This window comes from Ruegeria sp. BG3, assembly GCF_056538485.1.
Map to the genome: position 1 here is coordinate 213,838 of NZ_JBQFTE010000010.1, position 19,369 is coordinate 233,206.

General features: G+C 57.2%; 18 protein-coding genes and 1 tRNA gene. 12 read left to right on the top strand and 7 right to left on the bottom strand.

Going from position 1 to position 19,369, the window contains the following annotated elements; translation table 11 throughout:
- Positions 1 to 8: 8 nt before the first annotated feature.
- From iolB to ACR0AI_RS16930, 3 genes are read left to right on the top strand one after another with little or no spacing between them, the layout of a single operon-like run.
- Positions 9 to 815 carry a 5-deoxy-glucuronate isomerase gene (gene iolB / locus ACR0AI_RS16920; RefSeq protein WP_170691382.1) on the top strand — a complete coding sequence of 269 codons (807 nt, stop codon included), beginning with the start codon at positions 9 to 11 and terminating at the stop codon, positions 813 to 815.
- Positions 812 to 1,570, top strand: coding sequence for an SDR family oxidoreductase (locus tag ACR0AI_RS16925; protein ID WP_170639994.1), 759 nt, complete (start codon positions 812 to 814; stop codon positions 1,568 to 1,570). Before iolB ends, ACR0AI_RS16925 begins: the two co-directional genes overlap by 4 nt.
- Positions 1,571 to 1,603: 33 nt before the next feature.
- A complete protein-coding gene (locus ACR0AI_RS16930) occupies positions 1,604 to 2,383 on the top strand; it encodes a TIM barrel protein (RefSeq protein WP_480675732.1) in 780 nt (259 codons plus the stop codon).
- 12 nt (positions 2,384 to 2,395) lie between these two features.
- Here the strand turns inward: ACR0AI_RS16930 and ACR0AI_RS16935 are convergent, their stop codons facing one another.
- Genes ACR0AI_RS16935 through iolC form a run of 3 tightly spaced genes read right to left on the bottom strand, consistent with a single transcriptional unit; the run spans position 2,396 to position 5,058 of the window.
- Positions 2,396 to 3,235 carry a class II fructose-bisphosphate aldolase gene (locus tag ACR0AI_RS16935; RefSeq protein ID WP_480675734.1) on the bottom strand — a complete coding sequence of 280 codons (840 nt, stop codon included), beginning with the start codon at positions 3,233 to 3,235 and terminating at the stop codon, positions 2,396 to 2,398.
- The gene (locus tag ACR0AI_RS16940) at positions 3,232 to 4,068 is read right to left on the bottom strand and encodes a 5-deoxy-glucuronate isomerase (protein ID WP_170701454.1); all 837 of its coding nucleotides are present in this window, start codon (positions 4,066 to 4,068) and stop codon (positions 3,232 to 3,234) included. Before ACR0AI_RS16940 ends, ACR0AI_RS16935 begins: the two co-directional genes overlap by 4 nt.
- Positions 4,069 to 4,077: 9 nt before the next feature.
- A complete protein-coding gene (iolC, locus tag ACR0AI_RS16945) occupies positions 4,078 to 5,058 on the bottom strand; it encodes a 5-dehydro-2-deoxygluconokinase (protein WP_480675737.1) in 981 nt (326 codons plus the stop codon).
- A 113-nt stretch (positions 5,059 to 5,171) separates the two neighbouring features.
- On the opposite strand from iolC, the gene ACR0AI_RS16950 reads away from it, so the two are divergent.
- A complete protein-coding gene (locus tag ACR0AI_RS16950; RefSeq protein ID WP_480675739.1) occupies positions 5,172 to 6,275 on the top strand; it encodes a Gfo/Idh/MocA family protein in 1,104 nt (367 codons plus the stop codon).
- 38 nt (positions 6,276 to 6,313) lie between these two features.
- Positions 6,314 to 7,447 (top strand): Gfo/Idh/MocA family protein, encoded by a 1,134-nt coding sequence (locus tag ACR0AI_RS16955; RefSeq protein WP_480675741.1) that lies wholly within the window; start codon positions 6,314 to 6,316, stop codon positions 7,445 to 7,447.
- On the opposite strand, the gene ACR0AI_RS16960 is transcribed toward ACR0AI_RS16955, so the two are convergent.
- Positions 7,448 to 8,446, bottom strand: a complete 999-nt coding sequence (locus ACR0AI_RS16960; protein ID WP_480675743.1) for a LacI family DNA-binding transcriptional regulator — start codon at positions 8,444 to 8,446, stop codon at positions 7,448 to 7,450.
- A 907-nt stretch (positions 8,447 to 9,353) separates the two neighbouring features.
- Between ACR0AI_RS16960 and ACR0AI_RS16965 the strand changes: the two genes are divergently transcribed.
- The 4 genes from ACR0AI_RS16965 to ACR0AI_RS16980 all read left to right on the top strand — a co-directional run bounded on the left by ACR0AI_RS16965 (position 9,354) and on the right by ACR0AI_RS16980 (position 14,577).
- Entirely contained in the window at positions 9,354 to 10,424 is a 1,071-nt protein-coding gene (locus ACR0AI_RS16965) for a hypothetical protein (RefSeq protein ID WP_480675745.1), read from the top strand.
- A gap of 282 nt (positions 10,425 to 10,706) precedes the next feature.
- A complete protein-coding gene (locus ACR0AI_RS16970; RefSeq protein WP_480675747.1) occupies positions 10,707 to 12,629 on the top strand; it encodes a DUF3604 domain-containing protein in 1,923 nt (640 codons plus the stop codon).
- Positions 12,630 to 12,760: 131 nt separating this feature from the next.
- Positions 12,761 to 13,591 carry a peptidylprolyl isomerase gene (locus ACR0AI_RS16975; RefSeq protein ID WP_480675749.1) on the top strand — a complete coding sequence of 277 codons (831 nt, stop codon included), beginning with the start codon at positions 12,761 to 12,763 and terminating at the stop codon, positions 13,589 to 13,591.
- Positions 13,588 to 14,577: a HupE/UreJ family protein gene (locus ACR0AI_RS16980; RefSeq protein WP_480675751.1), complete on the top strand. Its 990-nt coding sequence runs from the start codon at positions 13,588 to 13,590 to the stop codon at positions 14,575 to 14,577. Before ACR0AI_RS16975 ends, ACR0AI_RS16980 begins: the two co-directional genes overlap by 4 nt.
- A 421-nt stretch (positions 14,578 to 14,998) precedes the next feature.
- On the opposite strand, the gene ACR0AI_RS16985 is transcribed toward ACR0AI_RS16980, so the two are convergent.
- A tRNA-Val gene (locus tag ACR0AI_RS16985) sits at positions 14,999 to 15,074 on the bottom strand.
- Between the two features lie 214 nt (positions 15,075 to 15,288).
- On the opposite strand from ACR0AI_RS16985, the gene modA reads away from it, so the two are divergent.
- Genes modA through modC form a run of 3 tightly spaced genes read left to right on the top strand, consistent with a single transcriptional unit; the run spans position 15,289 to position 17,863 of the window.
- Positions 15,289 to 16,068: a molybdate ABC transporter substrate-binding protein gene (gene modA, locus ACR0AI_RS16990; protein ID WP_480675753.1), complete on the top strand. Its 780-nt coding sequence runs from the start codon at positions 15,289 to 15,291 to the stop codon at positions 16,066 to 16,068.
- Between the two features lie 5 nt (positions 16,069 to 16,073).
- On the top strand, positions 16,074 to 16,766 hold the full coding sequence (gene modB / locus ACR0AI_RS16995) for a molybdate ABC transporter permease subunit (protein ID WP_480675755.1): 693 nt from the start codon (positions 16,074 to 16,076) through the stop codon (positions 16,764 to 16,766).
- Positions 16,763 to 17,863 carry a molybdenum ABC transporter ATP-binding protein gene (gene modC / locus ACR0AI_RS17000; RefSeq protein WP_480675757.1) on the top strand — a complete coding sequence of 367 codons (1,101 nt, stop codon included), beginning with the start codon at positions 16,763 to 16,765 and terminating at the stop codon, positions 17,861 to 17,863. Before modB ends, modC begins: the two co-directional genes overlap by 4 nt.
- A gap of 2 nt (positions 17,864 to 17,865) precedes the next feature.
- Here the strand turns inward: modC and ACR0AI_RS17005 are convergent, their stop codons facing one another.
- Together ACR0AI_RS17005 and ACR0AI_RS17010 are read right to left on the bottom strand one after the other, a co-directional pair.
- A complete protein-coding gene (locus tag ACR0AI_RS17005; protein ID WP_480675759.1) occupies positions 17,866 to 18,759 on the bottom strand; it encodes a Hint domain-containing protein in 894 nt (297 codons plus the stop codon).
- A gap of 1 nt (position 18,760) precedes the next feature.
- Positions 18,761 to 19,273 carry a toxin-activating lysine-acyltransferase gene (locus ACR0AI_RS17010; protein WP_170556594.1) on the bottom strand — a complete coding sequence of 171 codons (513 nt, stop codon included), beginning with the start codon at positions 19,271 to 19,273 and terminating at the stop codon, positions 18,761 to 18,763.
- Between the last annotated feature and the right edge of the window lie 96 nt (positions 19,274 to 19,369).

Consider the following 19,369-nt stretch of genomic DNA (forward strand, 5'->3'; position numbering starts at 1 on the left):
AGACCAATATGGCAGATTTGCTCAAGAAACCATTCGGCACCCGTGGCAAGGTCCACGACATTACTCCGGCCAGCGCCGGGTGGCGTTATGTCGGCTTCGGCCTCTACCACCTGCGCGCGGGCGACAAGGCGACCGAGGTCACTGGAGATCGTGAGGTCATTCTGGTCATGGTCGAAGGCAAGGCGCAGATCTCCGGCGCCGGGCAGGATTGGGGCGTTCTGGGCGACCGGATGAATGTGTTCGAGAAATTACCGCCTCATTGCCTCTATCTGCCCAACGGCACCGAATGGGAGGCCGTGGCCGAAACCGATTGCGTCATCGCCGTCTGCTCGGCCCCCGGCAAAGGCGGGCATCAGGCCCGGCGGATTGGGCCGGATGGCATCACTCTGACCGAACGCGGCAAGGGCGTGAACACGCGCCATATCAACAATATCGCGATGGAAAATGAAGACTACGCCGATAGCCTGCTGGTGACCGAGGTCTTCACCCCAAACGGTCATTGGTCCTCATACCCCAGCCACCGCCATGATGAGGATGACTTCCCGCGCATCACCTATCTTGAGGAAACGTACTACCACCGCCTCAACCCGGCGAACGGGTTTGGGATTCAGCGCGTCTACACAGATGACGGCCAGCTGGATGAAACGATGGCGGTCTCGGATGGCGATGTTGTGACCGTTCCGCGCGGCCATCACCCTTGCGGAGCACCCTATGGCTTTGAGATGTATTATCTGAACGTCATGGCCGGGCCCTTGCGGAAATGGCGCTTTGTTGCGGCCCCCGAGGTCGAGTGGATCATGGAGCGTGACGGATGACCCCAGAATTTGCCACCTATCCCAGTCTGAACGGCAAGACCGTTTTCATCACCGGCGGAGCTGGAGGGATCGGAGCGGAAACGGTTCGGGCATTCGCTGCACAGGGAGCTAAGGTGGGGTTTCTGGACCTCAACGCGGATGCAGGCCATGAGCTGTTGGCGGAGCTGGAGGGCGAGCATGCCTTCGCCCAATGCGATCTGCGCGACATCGATGCGCTGCGCGATGCGCTGGAGCAACTGACCGAGGAACTGGCCCCCGCGCATGTTCTGGTCAACAACGCGGCGCAAGATGACCGACATGACTGGCGCGAGGTCACCCCAGACTATTGGGATGAACGTATGGCGACCAATATCCGCCATATGTTCTTTGCCATTCAGGCGGTTGCCCCCGCGATGATCGAACGGGGCGCAGGCTCCATCGTCAATCTGGGGTCGAATTCCTGGTGGGAGGCGGGCGCAGGTTTCCCCGCTTATGCCACCGCCAAATCCGCCGTGCATGGCCTGACCCGAACCATGGCGCGCGAGCTGGGGGATCACCGGATCCGCGTGAACACTGTTGTCCCCGGTTGGATCATGACCCAACGGCAGAAAGACCTGTGGGTCACGCCCGAGGCGTTGGCAAAACAGGTTGACCGCCAATGTCTGCCGGACCCGATCGACCCGGTCTATGTGGCGCGGATGGTGGTGTTTCTGGCCTCAGACGACGCCGCCATGTGCAGCGCCGGGAATTTCATGGTCGAGGGTGGCTCGATCTAGAATCGCCACATCTTAGAACATCGGAGAGCTTGGATGTCCCAACCTTTTCAACTGGCAGCGTGCGCCGAAATGCTCTGGTTGGACAAGCCCATGGATTGGCGTGCTGCCCGTCTGACCGAGATGGGTTTTGGTGTTGGGCTATGGAACTGGCCCGATCTGGATCTTGCCAAGCTCGAAGTTGTAGGTGCCAATTTCACGATCATGAACGGATATCTCGAAGGGCGCCTGGCGGATGATGAAGGGGCCGAGATGCTGCTTCGATCAGCGCGAGAAACAGCTCAGATCGGCAAACGACTGAATGTAGATAGGTTGAATTTGCATGGCACCGGGCTTGGTGATGGCGGCATTCCGAACTGGCAACATGATGTTGTGAGCGGAGCCATGTGGCTCAAGGCACGCGATACCCTGAACCGGATCTGCGATCTGGCCGAGGAGGAAGGCGTCGTATTTTCGCTTGAAAACCTCAACCAACTGGACCACCCCGGCTGCCCGTTTGGGTCTACAGCAGATGTGTTGGCGCTGGTGTCTTCTGTTGACCGCCCTCAATTGCGCATCAACCTTGACCTCTATCATACGCAGATCGGTGAGGGGGATCTGATCCGGTGGTGCGAAAAGTGCCTACCTTGGATCGGAGAGATACAGGTGGCGGACAATCCGGGCCGTTGCGAGCCCGGATCGGGCGAGATCAACTACAACAGGGTTGCCAAGGCGCTTTTCGAACTCGACTATGGCGGTCCCGTGGGGATGGAGGCATTTGCTTCGGGCGAACCGGAAACAGCCCTTGAGGCGTTCCGGGCCGCATTCACCTTCTGACCTAGTAGGCGCCTACCGTTGAGGTGGCGCTCCGAAGGCGCGGATCACGGTGCGGGCGGCGGCTTCGACCGGGTCTTGGGTCTCTTTCAAGATAGTCACGCGGTCGAACCGTTCGGGGTCGCTATTCACGGCGTCGCGCAGGGCGTTGCCGAAGGCCATACGCAGTTCCGTCCCGATGTTGAATTTGCAGATCGAGGTGCCTTGGGCCAAGCGCGTGCGCTGCTCGACCGGCACTCCCGAGCCTCCGTGGATGACCAGCGGAACCTCGGTCAGCGCGTCGATCCGGGCGATGCGGTCTTCGTCCAGACCGCCTTCCTTGTTCCGCTGCAGGTGGACATTCCCAACCGAGATCGCCATCGCATCCACGCCTGTTTCACGAGCGAATTGGGCGGCTTCCTCGGGGTCTGTTCCGTTTGAGCCTTCGCCGCCGGAATAGCCGACAAACCCGATCTCACCTTCACAGGAAATCCCGGCCGCGTGGGCCATTTCAGCGATGGCGGCGGTCTCGTCGATATTCTGTTGCAAAGGTTTGCGCGACCCGTCGAACATCAGCGACGTAAAACCACTGTCCAACGCGATCTTGCAGTCCTCATATGTGTAACCATGGTCCAGATGTGCCACTACGGGGACCGAGGCCCCCTCGGCCAGATGGCGGAACATTTTACCAAGGATCGGCAGGGGCGTGTGTTCGCGACAACTGGGACCGGCTTGCAGGATGACCGGTGCGTTTTCGGCCTCGGCAGCGGCCACATAGGCGCGCATGTCCTCCCAGCCGAGGGTTACCAAACCGCCGACGGCATAGCCCTGTTCATAAGCCGGCTGCAGGACGTCTTTCAGGGTGACGAGGGTCATTTAAACTTCGCGATCATGTCTTTGATGCCCGGAATCGTCTCGACCTGATAGGCATGGGTGGGTTGGAAATACTGCACCAATGAGCGCTGCGTCAGTCCGCCGAGGATGGTGAAATAGTACATCTCATATCCCGGTAATACGCAGCAGGGATGATAGCCCTTGTCGATACAAACGGTTGAGCCATCGACGATATGATAGGCATCGCCCGGTTCATTGTCTTCGCGCTGCAACATCTGCAGGCCCGAGCCCCAATTGGGTTTGAAGCGGAAGTTATAGGTCTCGTCGTGGCGCGTCTCATCCGGCAGGCGGTTGGTGTCGTGTTTGTGGCTGGGAAAGCCCGACCAGCCGCCCTGACCAACGGTGAACAGCTCACTCACCAACAGGCGACCGACCTTGTCCTGTTGTTTTTGCCCCAGGATATGTTTGATCTTGCGATGCGTTTTTGTGTCGTCGCTGCCGTACTGCACAAGGTCATGCTCGCGCACATCGAACGGGTCCAGAACCTTGTCATACTTGGCGCCGGCGATGAAAACCTCGGCCTCATCCGACACGCAGACCAGCTGCGTTTTGGCGCCAACCGGGACATAGACGCCCTCTGGTTCGCCATCCCACACGTCCTCGCCCCGGTTGCCCAGTTTGGCGAATTGCACGCCTTCGACGTCTACATCCACGGAGCCGGTGGCGGGGGCGATGCAGGTTTCATAGCCCGGCACCTGGTATTCGAACGCCTCGCCGCGCTTGAGTTTGACGATGTTGAAATAGTTTAGCGGGACCAGCGGATCGTCGACGTCGACGATGGCTTTGTTCTGGTTGTCATGGGGCGCGATGTGCATGGGGGCCTCCTATGTGGTCGGGCCGGGGTGGTCGGCCAGAAACGCATCCAGCTCGGGCGTTGTGGGCATGGCGGGGGCGCATCCGGGTTTCGAAACCACGATGGAGGCGCAAGCCGATCCGCGCATGACGGCTTCTTCTAGCGAATAGCCTGCGGCGACTGAGGCCAGCAAACCTGCCATAAAGCTATCCCCTGCTCCGTTAGGTTTGACTGCGGTAACCGGGTAGATGCCCGTGTGAATCTCATGGCCGTCCATCATCGTAACGGCACCTTTTTCACCCATCTTGTATATGACGATGCGGCCCGGCTTTTCGGCCAATTCCTTGGCCTTTGCGAACCCTTTTTCGATACCGCCGGCCATGAAACCGAATTCCTCGTCGTTGCCGACAATCAGGTCGCTGGCCTCTCCGGCCCGGGACAGGACGTCGGCCGCTACTTCGGGGGACGGCCAGCTATAAGGGCGATAGTCGATATCGAAAATTATTGGCAAACCTGCGGCGCGGGCATTGTCAAAAGCCCGAAACGTGGCGCTTCGTGACGGCTCCGCTGCAAAGACAGTTCCGGCGGATATCACAGCTGAGAATGCCGAAAAATCGATCCGGTCCATGTCCTCTTCGGTGACTTGGAAATCGACTGCCCCATTGCGGTAGATGACGTTCTGAAAATTCTCGACCCGGCTTTCATAGATCGCCAGGGATATGCGGAACTCACCGCCGACAACGCGGATGTAAGAGGTGTCGACACCGTAGTGCTGCAGGCGGTTCAGACAGAATCGACCAACTGCATCGTCCGAGACCGAGGTAACCAATGATGCCTGACTGCCGAGCTTGACCAGACCCGCGCAAATATTGGCCGAGGACCCGCCGAGATCGGCATGGAACGTGTCGGCATCCTCGCTTTTGACGCCGATTGGATCGGCAAACATATCCATTCCGGCACGACCGAAAACCGCAAACCGATTTCCTTTGATGCCCTCGATCAAAGCGCTCACGTGATGTTCCTCCGGCGTAGCGTCGTCGGCAAAGTTTGGACCTTGCGTTGAATCGATTCACACGATACTGATTTTGCAACCGGTTGCAAATAGTATGTTCGGAGCCGCGACAGATGCCTGAAATCGGAATTGGAATTGTTGGTGGCGGCTATATGGGCAAGGCGCATTCTGTTGCTATGTCCGCCGTAGGCGCCGTGTTCAACACTGCTCTGCGTCCGCGACTCGAGGTGATTTGCGCCTCGTCCCCTGACAGTGCCGAACGATACCGTGCGGCCTATGGGTTCCAGCGTGCGACCGACGATTGGCGCGCTTTGGTCGAGGATCCGAAGGTCGACGCGATTGTCATCGCGTCGCCTCAGGAAACGCACCGCCAAATCGCTGAGGCGGCCTTTGCCTTGGGCAAGCCGGTTCTGTGCGAAAAACCCTTGGGCGCATCACTTGAGGACAGTCAGGCGATGACGCGTGCGGCCGAGAATGCTTGCGTCGTCAACATGGTGGGTTTCAACTATATCCGCACCCCTGCCAGCCAATATGCGCGCAAACTGATTGCCGATGGTGAGATCGGCGACGTCACCTGGTTTCGCGGTGAGCATACCGAGGATTTCTATGCCGACCCCGACGCCCCTGCCACGTGGCGCACGACCGGCATGGCCAACGGCACGATCGGAGATTTGGCCCCACATATGGTGAACGGCGCGCTGGCGCTGATCGGCCCGATTGCGCAGGTGATGGCCGATGTCGAAACCGTTCATCGCACACGCCCGGGCGGAGAGGTCACGAATGACGATCACGCCCAGATGATGTGCCGCTTTGAAAACGGTGTGATGGGCAATCTCTATTTCAGCCGTGTCGCGACAGGCCGCAAGATGGGTTATGCCTATGAGATCTCGGGCACCAAGGGCGCAATCCGGTTCGATCAGGAAGATCAGAACGCCCTCTGGCTCTATCGCCGCGAGGGTCCGGAAGGGCAGCGTGGCTTCACCAAAATCCTGACAGGCCCCGCCCATCCGGACTATGAGCCGTTTTGCCAGGGCCCCGGCCATGGAACAGGCTACCAGGACCAGATCATCATCGAGGCCAAGGATTTCCTGCAGGCCATTCACACCGGCAATCCGATCTGGCCGACCTTCCGCGACGGGCATGAGGTCAACCGGGTGCTGGCGGCTGCGCTGGCCTCGTCGAACCAGCGTCAGTGGAAAGATATCAGCGACTTTTGATCGCTCTAGCTCGGTAAAATTGAAGAGAGACAAAGACCATGGCAAAGCTGAAATGGGGCATGATTGGTGGCGGTGAAGGAAGCCAGATCGGACCTGCCCATCGGTTGGGCGCACAGGCGGACGGGATGTTCGAGTTCGCGGCCGGCGCTCTGGATCATCGGCCCGAGGTAGGCCGCGAATATGCTCAGCGGTTGGGCATCAGCGCCGACCGCGCCTATGGCAGCTGGCAGGACATGTTGGCAGGCGAAAAAGACCGTCCCGACCGGGTTGATCTAGTCACGATTGCCACGCCGAACTCCACCCATTTCGAAATCGCCAAGGCGCTTCTCGAAGCCGGTTTCAACGTCCTGTGCGAAAAGCCCATGACCATGACGGTCGAAGAAGGCGAAGAGATCGTGCGCGTGGCCGAGACCTCGGGCAAGATCTGCGCGGTGAACTACTGCTACTCGGCCTATCCGATGATCCGGCAGGCCCGCGCGATGGTGCGGGCAGGCGATATCGGAAAGGTGCGGCTGGTGGTGACCAATTTCAGCCACGGCCATCACGGCGATGCGACGGACGCCGACAACCCTCGGGTCCGCTGGCGCTATGATCCTGCGATGGCGGGCGTCTCGGGCCAATTCGCCGATTGTGGTATTCATGCGCTGCATATGGCCAGTTTCGTCTGTGATGATCAGGTGAAATCCCTGTCCGCCGATATGGCCTCGACCATTTCCAGCCGCGAGCTGGAGGATGACGCGATGGTCAATTTCCGCACCGAAGGCGGCACGGTTGGGCGTCTGTGGACGTCGTCCGTGGCGATCGGGCGGCAACACGGGTTCGACATTCAGGTGTTTGGTGAAACCGGCGGTCTGCGCTGGGCGTCCGAACAGCCCAACCAGCTGATCTACACTCCAGTCGGAGGGCGCACCCAGATCATCGAAAAGGGCGAGGGTGGTCTGCATGACGAGGTTCAGCGCCTGTCTCGCGTAGCCGTCGCCCACCCCGAGGGCTTTCCGCTGGCCGTGGCCAATATCTATTGCGATCTGGCCGATGCGATCCGGGGTGAGTCCCGCGACGGTCTGCCCAGCGCCTCAGACGGTGTGCGTTCTATCGCCGCCGTTCATGCCGCCGTCGCTTCGGGCAAAGAGGACGGTGCGTGGAAAGACGCTCGTCCGCCAATGTTCCAGTAATCACGGTCGGGGGCGCAGCGTGCCCCTCTCGATCACCCGGCAGGGGAAAATACGGGCCTCAGGGTATCTCTGAGGCTCTTTCAGCATCTCCTCGACCAGATCCACCGAGGCGTTGATAATCTGCTTGATCGGCTGGTGAATGGTGGTCAGGTCAACACTCTCCCAACGGGACATTTCCATATCGTTCAGGCCGATGATACCGATGTCGCGCCCCGGCGTCAGCCCATGATCCTTGAGGGCCGATAGCGCGCCAATCGACAGGATGTCATCGCCGCAGAAATACCCCTCGGCAGGGGTGTCGTCCAACAGCCGCAGCATCTCGGCCCGCCCGGCATCGAACGAGTAGTTCTGCGCGAAGGAATAGGACACTTCGAGGTTCGTATATTGCGCGGCTTCCTCGATGAACCCGCGATAACGGTCCATTGACGAGGTCGCATCCTTCGGCCCCCCAAGATACCCGACACGTTTGTACCCCCGGGCCACTAGCTCTCGTGCGGCCATACGCCCGCATTCCACGTTGTCGATGCCAACCACATGTACCTCGGGCGAGGTGGCCGAGCGGCCAAATGTATGCACGACGGGAACCCCAGCGTCGTGGAACGCCTTGGCAAAACTGGGGGGCAATGTCGATGAGGCGACGATGGCCGCATCGACCGAGTATTGCCGCAACATCCGGACTGAATTGGCAGGCTCGGTCTCGTCGGTCAGGTTCACGATCAAAGGACGCAGTCCTCGTTCTTGCAGAGCGCGGGTGAACTGGTCGAATACCTCCAAAAAGATCGGGTTGTGGAAGTTGTTCGAGATCAGCCCGATCAGCTTGGTCCGCCCCGTTGTCAGCGACGAGGCCAGTGCATTGGGGCTATATCCCAGCTCTTTCGCGGCTTTTTCTACCTTACTGCGGGTTTTGGCCGAGACCGAGGCGCCTTCGGTAAAGGTGCGCGAAACGGCTGATCGTGACACACCCGCCAACGCGGCAACATCTTTGAGGGTGACGCTCATTGCAGGTGCCTTGCAGGCAATTGGGCGGGGAGGGCGCTGGGCAGTGTCATGGTGACTGTATTATGCACCAAGACCGCATTGCTGCAACCGGTTGCAACAATGCCACAGGAATATCGAGCCAGGAGGAGCGTTGTGCCCTCTTGAGAAGCGATCTTTTGTAGATCGGGATTGGAGCGATAGAGTTGTAAACATCGGTCAATGCACCAATGCTCCGATCAAAGGCTTAATACACTTTTCTTCAACCGTGGCCGGAACTGCAACCAGCAAAGTCATTTTTGTGTAGCCGCGCAGCCAGAGTCGATACAGCTCCAACGGCTTTGGACGAGTTTTGAAGAAACCCGACTCGAACTTTTGTCCGCCACCCACCAGTTCTATCAATTTCTCACGGTCAATACGGGCTTCGCCGACCGGATCCTGAAAAGTGTTCCCTCCAGCTTTTTGAGGTGAGGAACCTTTATTGCTGGAAGCGTAGTAATTCTGCTGCGCAATTTAGCTAAACGTCCTCCGGGGCCTCGCGACTACGTAGGGACTGTTTAAGCCATCGACGCGTACGGTGTCGGCACACTGCTGTTGCGCGGCGGGGAAACTGGTCATTGATGTTCAATGCGGAGAATAGGGACCGCCAATTCATTCACAGGGCGACGACACTGCGGATGCAATCGGGCTTGCAACTGCGCGATAAACTTCGAACTCGCCGCACTACAAGTTTCGGTCTCAAAGCCACAAAGCGTAATGACTTGGTAGTTTGTACATCGGTTGTTCACCTCATTTTCAGGCTTGTTTTCCAAGCCTCAGAGCCGACCAGAAACCGTCAAGTTTCAACGCGATTTCGCACAACAGCGATTTCTTGCTACTTTAAAAGCACCAGCAGCGTTTGCGAATAGAAGATCTGGGCTGTGAGCCAACTATGCGAAGTTTTTTTGGAGTTGTTATATGCTTACTCGGTTTTGCGACACCGCATGCTTTGCTCGCTTGCGCCGTTTGTACCGAACTGCCAGAAGCAACCATTTCTGATCAAATACTAGCGGCAGATGTTGTTGTATTTGCGGGGTCAACTCCAGAAAACCCTTTTGAGTATTCGGCTCGACGCGTCTTTAAGGGGAGCGATGAAAAACTTAGTAGTGCACCCAGTATTCCATTTCTCATAGATAGCGCTACGCGGCGGGCTATCCGCACTGATCCAACGACAACGGTTCTTCTGGCATATGGACCAGAATTCAACGACAAGGCTGGGCGCAATTTTTCGCGGGCTTGGCGGCGCATCTTTGTAATGAATCCGGATAGAAGCGAGTTTCTTGAAAAACTTCAAAGAAATAGCGGGCTTTGGCGTTTGGGTGAAACTGACAACGCCGCACGCGTTTCGTTCTTTTCTGACTATTTGTGGCACCCGGATCAAGCCCTGCATGACATGGCGATGGTGGAAATCGCGCGGGCAGACTATGCACTTGTGCGTCCGAAGGGCGACGGATTTTCAACCAGCCAGATCTTGGAAGAATTGAATAACTTAAACCGTTTTGCCTACTGGCCCGTTGCTATTCGATTGTTGGGACTACAAACCGATCCACAGGCACGTTCGATTGTCCGCTCGCGTTTTGCCAAATCCTTGAAGTCTGGCGGTTTGCATTCCCATGAGTGGGCACTTGCCGGCATAGAGGCGGACGGGGTACATGCGATCAACGCAATTGGTCTCGCGCTCAAAGACCGCAGGAAGACGCTGTATGACAAAAAGGCCCTGGTTCGGGCATTGTCCGACGCGGGATCGTCACAAACGCAGTTCCTGGATAAGATTGTACACGTTTTTGCGGGTGTCCTTGATAGCGACCCAGAATTGACCCTGCAAATCGCTGTTGCAACCCGAAATTGGGGCGAAACTGCGCTGCACCAAAAATTTGAAGCCTTGGCTGCGCTCGAAGAAACGGACCCCGCAACGCAGTTTTTCCTAAATATAGTTCTGCAGGAAAATGCTACATCCGAGTGAGTTAGGTTGGGACATGTCTTGCCACGCTACGCCCCGATGGGAGGGGCTTAGTTTCGGAACCTTGCTCAAGATGACCAATCAACTCTTTTGACGGCGATGGGGTCTGGCGTAAGCCGGAGAAATGATTTTTTATCAGGGAGTTACGCTCCATGATGGCCGAAAAGACTATGGCCGGAGAAAATTTTTTACAGAAATCGACACCATATGATATACATAAAATCGAATATTAATGGACCGAAAAGAGTCCTGTTTCGAACCGTGTTGTTGATTTGGGAGGTCAATATGTACCGGGTTTCCGCTTTCGTCTTGGCGCTGGTGCTGTCGCCAGCTTCTGCTTTTTCTGACGCCGTGCCAAGTGAAGAGGCCGCTGAAGGTTTATTTCTGGAACGACCCTATTCCCCTTACGCACAACGCAGTTTCCCAGAGCGGCCGCTATGGGGTGATACCCATCTCCACACGGGACTTTCTCTGGACGCGGGCGCTTTTGGAAACACGTTACTTCCAGACGATGCATGGCGCTTTGCAAAGGGTGAGCAGGTCATCTCCTCGACAGGCCAACCTGTCAGACTTGGGCGACCATTGGACTGGATGGTCTTAACGGATCACACTGACTTGATGGGGTTCGCTCCGGATCTGCAAGCAGGCAAGCCGGGCGTTATTTCCGACCCAAAAGGCCTGGAATGGTACGAAGGGTATAAAGCTGGTGGTGAAGAGGCTGGGAAGACCGCCTTTGATATCATTACAAATTTCTCTCAAATGACCCTGCCGGAAATCCTGCTTGAGTCCTACAGCCCTGGTGCGGACGCCTTTGCGTTTACCTGGGAACACATTGTTCTCGCCGCCGAACGGCACAACGACCCTGGGAACTTTACAGCCTTCATCGGGTTCGAGTGGACCTCTGTCCCGAAGGGGTTCAACCTTCACCGGAACGTTATGTTGCGGGATGGGCCGATCAGAGCGCTTCAGATGGTCCCGCCAGTCACGCAACCGCCTTACGGCGACACAGACCCAAAATCGCTCTATGCTTGGCTTGAAGAGTATCAGGAGAAGACCGGAGGTCGTGCTGTCGCCTTTGCCCACAACGGAAACTTGTCAAATGGATGGATGTTTCCGACCGAAGACACATACCACGGCGGAACGGTTGACGAAGAATACGTAGCTGCGCGTGCGAAATGGGAGCCGCACTATGAAGTCACACAGATCAAGGGCGACGGCGAAGCGCACCCTTTCTTGAGCCCGGATGATGAATTCGCCGACTACGAAAACTGGGACGTCGGCAATCTCGATATCACCGAGCTTAAGACAGAGGATATGCTAGCTGGAGAATATGCCCGAGAAGCGCTGAAGCGCGGTTTGATGTTGGAAGAAAAATTCGGCGTGAACCCATACAAGTTCGGCATGGGTGGCGCTACAGACAGCCATACATCGTTAGCGACGGCTGAAGAGGACAACTTTTTTGGGAAGTCGGTCAGCGTTGAACCATCGGCCTCTCGTATTAAGCACCCATTCATCGCCAACGATCTTGGTGAGATTCCCGGCGATCTTTTGGTCGCTTCAGGATACACAGCTGTTTGGGCGACCGAGAACACTCGCGCGGCGATTTTCGACGCATTCAAGCGGCGCGAAACCTACGCGACGACCGGTCCTCGGATCGGGTTGAGATTCTTTGGTGGATGGGACTTTAGCGATGCCGACGTAGAGACCCGGTTCCTTGCAGATGTTGGTTATACCAAAGGTGTTCCCATGGGGTCGGATTTGCGCCCCCGCGAAGGTGATGGGGCACCGTCCTTCCTGATAGCTGCCCTGCGCGACCCGGTTGGGGCAAATCTGGACCGCGTTCAGGTTGTGAAGGGATGGCTCGACTCAGACGGTGGCTTGCAGGAAAAAGTTTACGATGTCGCATGGTCTGATGACCGCGTGGCTGACGAAAATGGCAAGCTTCCAGCCGTAGGAAACACCGTAGACCTGGAGACAGCAAGTTGGACCAACACAATCGGTACCGCCGAGTTGGTGCAGGTTTGGTCCGACCCGGATTTCGACCCAAATGCCAGGGCGTTTTATTACGTTCGGGCAATCGAAATCCCAACTCCTCGTTGGATTCTCTATGACAAGCTGAGGTTCGGTGCAGAGTTGCCCCAAAATGCAGTTCTAACTCACCAGGAGCGTGCGTATTCCTCACCGATTTGGTACACTCCGGCGGAGTAGCATGATTTAGACAGCGAGACGGTGAACGCCCCTTGGGGTATTCACCTTAGGCATGAAGCTTGCGTGGCGTGGGATCCTTTGCAAAAAACAATTGAAAAGAGAGCTCAAGCCCAGGTCTTGCAGGAGCCCCAATGAGAATATTGAAAGAACCTCTGTTCCATTTCTTTTTGATTGGGGCGGCTATTTTCATTTGGTTCCATATTGTTGCGCCGGCGACCGAGACGGTCGAAAATCTGGAAATCATCACGATAGAAGAAGACGATGTCGCGCGTTTGGCAGACCAGTTTGAAGCCAGATGGAGCCGTCGACCAAGCGATGCTGAGCTAGAAGCATTGGTCAATGCGTCAATTCGTGAAGAGGTTCTGGTCAGAGAAGCAAGAAGACTTGGCCTGGATCGCGGAGATACAGTGATCAGGTCTCGGCTGAGCCAGAAAATGGACTTTCTGACAGAAGCAATAGCCACGTCAGTGGTTCCGGACGACGAAGAGCTAGAGGCGTTTCTCAATCAAAATCCCGCACGGTACGCAACTCCTGATAGGGTGGCGTTTACCCAGATATTTCTGGGTGAAGACCTCAGCGAGGCACAAATTGAGGCAGCACTGTCGGCACTGAGAGGAGGGCAAGAGCCTCTCGTTTCTGGCGCTTCAACATTGCTTCCTGCTTCAATGCCGTTAACCGCGACACGAGTAGTCGACTCGGTTTTCGGCATGGGCTTTTCAAAAAGACTCATAGAGGTTGAAACAGGTCCTTGGGTGGGACCGGTCCAATCGGGCTACGGTGTACATCTAGTTCAAGTGCTCACCTTTGAGCCTGGCCGGACACCGCCCTTGTCCGAAATTCACAGTGATGTTTTGCGCGACTGGCGTCGCGCCGCGAGCGAAGATCTGGCCCAAGCGCAATACGATAGCTTGGTCAAAAACTACGAGATTGTAAGCCCCGATTTCTCAGGTTTAGCCGAATGAGATGGCTGTTTTGCCTTTTGTTTTTTGCGCTGTGCACTTGGCCTGCGGTCAAGGCCAACGCACACGCACTTGATCCGGGATACCTGGGGATACGTCAAATCTCCCCTGATACCTGGAGCGTCCACTGGCGGAAGCCTGATGTGAATGGCCAACCTATGGCAATTGACGCTGTGTTGCCGGAAGTTTGTACGCCGATGCGCGGTCCATCTCCAACCACCGACGGTCGAGCATGGGTTTCATCTTGGATCGTCGAGTGTCACGCGGATATCGCAGGGCGGCCGATCGCAATCGACGGGCTTCAGGCTCAAAAGAACGATGTATTGGTCCGTCTACACCCTCTCGAAATTGAGCCGACTACGCTACGTTTCACGCCTGAGACAGCCGTCCAAACCATACCTTCTGAGCAAACGACGTGGTCAGTTTTTACCGCTTATGCCCTATTGGGTTTTGAGCACATTCTGGAAGGCTGGGATCACCTTCTGTTCGTTTTTGCGCTTTTCATTTTAGTCCGCGAACCTTGGAGATTGGTCGGTGCTGTAACGGCCTTTACACTCGCACATTCCATCACTCTGGCGTTGGCGACGTTTGGAGTCTTGAATGTACCTGGTCCGCCCGTCGAGGCCGTCATCGCCTTGTCCATCGTTTTTCTAGCTATGGAGATTGTGAAAAGTGAAGAAGGTCGTTTCCGGCTTTCAAAACAGAAGCCCTGGATCGTTTGTTTTGGATTTGGGCTATTACATGGCCTTGGTTTTGCGGGAGCCTTGGCTGAAATTGGACTGCCCTCGAACGACATTCCAGCGGCCTTACTGGCGTTCAACCTTGGTGTTGAGGTCGGACAGCTAAGCTTTATCGGCTTCTTGGCACTTCTTGGAGCAATCTGGCGGTTCATTGCGGCTCCGGTCAGTCATAGGGCAACGGTGATTGCCGCTTATGGTATCGGTTCAGTTTCGATGTATTGGCTCATAGAGCGCACAAGCGGCTTTTGATTTTTATAGGCGCTATTCTACCGCGTACCGATTGGGTGAAGACCGTTGGCTATTGCTCGCGCACTTCTATTTACGACCGACAGCGCGTCTAGCTGCGGCTACAGAGATGATTCACGTGTGAAGTCGCGCAATCGAAACACCGCCAACTCCTCGATCCGACGACTTCCTATTTGGTTCTGGCCTTCTTGAGCGGCGTCTTCTCTCTGAACATGTACTGATACGTCTGGAGCGATCGTTTGGTTCTCGATGATTCCCTACAGGTCTCGCGGAACTAAAATACGTGCATGTTACAGTCAGGAAAGGGCAACAAGATGAGGAATTCCACCAGTTGCGAGAGCACATTTCGTATCCGAAGCTATGACCAAGAAGCGTATCAACGCCTTCGACACCATGGCTCTTGTTTTTTGCGGAAGGGGTGGGATGGTGGGTGATGAGAGACTCGAACTCCCGACATCTTCGGTGTAAACGAAGCGCTCTACCAACTGAGCTAATCACCCGTGACGGTGCATGTAGCCAAGCCTGAGGGCGGGTGCAAGAGGGTTTGCGTGAATTTCTTACCTTTCTTCAGGTGGTGCATAGGCGACAGCCGGCTGTACCACCAAATGCATCACGGCCAAGCTGTTTGCGGATAAAGACGGAAAGGCGCTTGCGCGGGGCCTGTTGCCTCCGATATCCCCAAAAGGTACCGAAACCCCTCAGGCCGGAGAGGACATGGCTCGACACTCCCCTCGCCGTTTTCTTTTGGCAGCGCTGGTGCTTGGCGCGTTTTTGCTTGCTCCGCTTCGGGCCGGGGCAGACGGGATTTTAGTGTTTGCGGCGGCCAGTCTGAAAACCGCTTTGGATGAGGTGTCGACCGCGTATCAGCGCGAAACCGGCAACGAGGTCACGATTTCATATGCCGCGTCCTCGGTTCTTGCGCGTCAGTTGCAGCAAGGCGCTCCGGCTGATCTGTTCATTTCCGCGAATGAGGATTGGATGGATGTGTTGCAGAAGGATGACGTGGTCAAGCCCGAAACCCGAGTCGCCCTCTTGGGCAATGGATTGGTACTGATCGGAGCCGCGCCTCAGACTTATATTGACGAGGTCTCGGCGGCCTATGATCTGTCCGAACAACTTGAGGGCGGCTTTCTTGCCATGGCGTTGGTCGATGCCGTCCCCGCAGGAATCTACGGTAAGGCTGCTTTGCAGAGTCTTGGCCTGTGGGACGCGGTGCAGCGTCAGGTCGCGCAAACCGACAATGTGCGCGCGGCACTGGCTTTGGTCGCGACCGGGGCGGCACCGATGGGCATTGTCTACCGGACGGACGCTCAGGCTGACGCGCGGGTTGGTGTTGTTGGCAGCTTCCCAGAGGACAGTCACCCGCCTATCATTTACCCGGTTGCCGAGACATCTTTTGCCAAGCCAGAGGCGCAGGATTTTCTGACCTTTCTCCAAAGCGAATTCGCGTCAGGTGTGTTCAAGGGGCAGGGGTTTTCTCTGCCTGAACGGTGAGCCTTATGGATTGGTTGGGTCCTGCTGAGATTGAGGCGTTGAAATTGTCCCTGCGGGTGTCGTTCTGGGCAACGCTGGCGACTTTGCCCTTTGGGATATTCGTAGCTTATGCTTTGGCGCGCTGGCGCTTTCCGGGACGGCAGGTGTTGAATGGTCTCGTGCATTTGCCCCTGATCCTACCTCCCGTGGTCACCGGCTACCTGCTGCTGCTGACCTTTGGTGTTCAGGGCCCTATCGGGCGCATATTGGCCGAGTTCGGAATCGTTGTTGCTTTCCGGTGGACGGGCGCTGCAATGGCGGCGGGGATTATGGCGTTCCCTTTGATGGTGCGGGCCATCCGTCTGTCGATCGAGGCCGTTGACCCTCGACTTGAACAGGCGGGGGCTACGCTGGGGGCCTCGCGCCCTTGGGTGTTTGCAACGGTGACGTTGCCGATGATCCTGCCGGGGGTCATCGCGGGGGCCATTCTGGCCTTTGCCAAGGCGATGGGCGAGTTTGGGGCCACGATCACCTTTGTCTCGAACATTCCGGGTCAGACCCAAACGCTGCCATCAGCCGTCTACGCCTTTCTGCAGGTGCCGGGGGGCGAGGCAGCGGCGACCCGATTGGTCGTCATCTCGATCATCATCGCGATGGGGGCATTATTGTTGTCAGAATACGTCGGGCGCCGAGCGGCGGCGCGGGTGGCCGGGTCATGAGCCTGTCTGTTCGCCTGCGTCACAGCCTTTCGGGGCTGGATCTGGACCTCAACTTTGAGGCTCCGCCGGGCGTGACGGTTCTGTTCGGACGTTCGGGGTCGGGCAAGACTACGGTGGTGAATGCCGTGGCGGGTCTGTTGCGACCCAAGGCCGGGCGCGTCGCCGTGGATGATTGGGTCCTGTTCGACACGGACACCAGGCTTTGGCTGCCACCTCACAAACGCAGGCTCGGCTATATCTTTCAGGAAGGACGTCTGTTCCCCCACCTGACCGTGCGACAGAACCTGTCTTTCGGGCGCTGGTTTGCACCGCGGTCTGCAAAGCGTGAGGACCCGGACAAAGTGATTGAGATGCTGGGCATCGGTCATCTGCTCGACCGCCGTCCGGCCGGTTTGTCCGGGGGCGAGAAGCAGCGGGTCGCGATCGGGCGCGCCTTGCTGGCCAGCCCACGCCTCATTCTGGCTGACGAACCTCTGGCTGCGTTGGACGAAGGCCGCAAGGCCGAGATCCTGCCATACTTTGAGCGTCTTCGGGATGAGGTCTCGGTTCCAATCCTCTATGTCACGCATTCCGCGGCCGAGGTCGCGCGATTGGCGACCTCGGTTGTTGCGCTGCAGGATGGCAAGGTTGCGCGCCATGGCCCGGCCTCTGAGGTTCTGGCCGATCCGTCCGTGACCCCTGCGGGTGTGCGCGCTGTCGGCGCGGTGCTGCAGGTGCGTGTGCGGGCGCATCACGTGGATGGTTTGACCGAGTTGGATGCGGGGGGAGAATCTCTGTTTCTGCCGCGTATCCCGCATCAGATCGGCGCAGAGCTTCGCATTCGTATCCCCGCACAAGAGGTGATCTTGTCCAACCAGCCTCCAGCAGGGCTGTCGGCGCTGAACGTTCTGGCAGGCACGGTCGAGACGATCCGCGCCGGGGACGGGCCAGGTGCGATTATCTCGATGGATACTTCGGCAGGTATCGTGTTGGCACGGATCACCCGCCGTTCCGTCGCGGGGCTTGGTTTGCAACCGGGCGTGCGATGCTACGCGGTGATCAAGACGGTTGCATTGGCGCCGCAGGATGTGGGTGGGCGGATCGGCCCGACAGGTTAGAGTCAGGCCAAGGCACGGGCCTCATGCTCGCGCAGGATCATGCGAGCAGCGCGTCCGAAGCCGGTGGATTTATCCGGGGTATGGTCTGGGAAGATCGAGGCCAGCTCCTGCAGCCCGTCCGAGGACAGGGAATGCAGCGCCTCGTCGCCCAGAAACAGGCTCTCTGCCAATGCGCCCTCGGCGGTCAGAATCTCATGCTGATCCAGCAGGATATGCAGGTATTCGACCGGCTGGTCTGAGGTGTCGACGAAGATACCCGGCCATGAGCACAAGTGTTTTGCGGCGACCAGAACCTCGGCGGCGCCAAACAGCAACTCGACTTTCGGACCCTGAATCACGACGCGATGTTGCTGCGACACCAGAAGATCGCGCGAGGGTGTGTCGGGCCCAAGGCTGCCACGCAGGATACGCACGGGCCGCAGATCAGGGTCACGACGCAATCGCTCGGGTGGGATCGGGCTGGCCTCGATCCACCGAATAGGCTGCAGCCCGTGATCTTTGGTCTGGACCAGATCGCCGATTGTCAGGGCCTCGACGAGCTCTGGTCCGGTTTCGGTTTCGATCAGCGTCCCAGCGGTGAAGCAGACGCCTTGAATGGAAATGGTGATAGTCGCCTGACCAAAGAAGAACCCGTCAGACCCCTGAATGACGAACGTGTCGGTCGCGATCTGGTTGAAGTCGAGGCTGTCAAAAAAGGTGGGATCGACCGTGTAGGTCCATTCGCCGGTATCCGCGTCAATCGTAGCCGTCCCATTGGCCGGAGGGGTCGCGATTTCCCAATTGTCGACATCAAACGTTCCCGGGGTGGTGCCAAGAATGACCTGACCGCTGGCCACGTTTGGTGGTGAGCCCGTGACATCCCCTGTCAAATCACCCGTGACCGGAACCGAGACCATGCTAGCCCTCGCTCTGTTCCAGCAGGCGTTTGAAATCCTTCTTACGATAGAGTTTCATATGGACCTCGCCCGCGGCATCCCGGCTCCATTCTACGATCCGGTTCTGGCCCATGTCACCAACCAGACGATTCGTTCGGACGCGAGGGTGTGGTATTTCTGCCTTGAGAATGTCGACAATTTCATTGGTCTGTCCGAACGGTGCAACCAGATCGACGATCCAGAACGAGGACCCGCTGGTGAAATCCGCATCCTTTAGGGGCTTTTCCTGAATGGCATACCTGTTTTCAGCCTCACGGCTGAGGCCAGCAAAGGTTACGAACCCTCGGGGAAAGCCGTTCTGGCGGAAGATGTGGTATTGCCCCAGCCGCAACGGCGTTTCAAAGGCATAGAGAACCTGTGCCAAACTGCGTTTCTGATGCGTTGGGGTCAGGCCCGCCAAGTAGAACATCGCCCCGAAGTCGGCGTATTTCTCGGGCGAGAGATCAAACCAGTCTTTTGGAAATGTTTGGCTCACAGGGACACCAGACTTGTAATAAATATCATGATGATACGGGCCGCCGTGTCAGTTGCATATAGATATTTTGATGTGTTTTTGGTCCGTTGCCGAGCC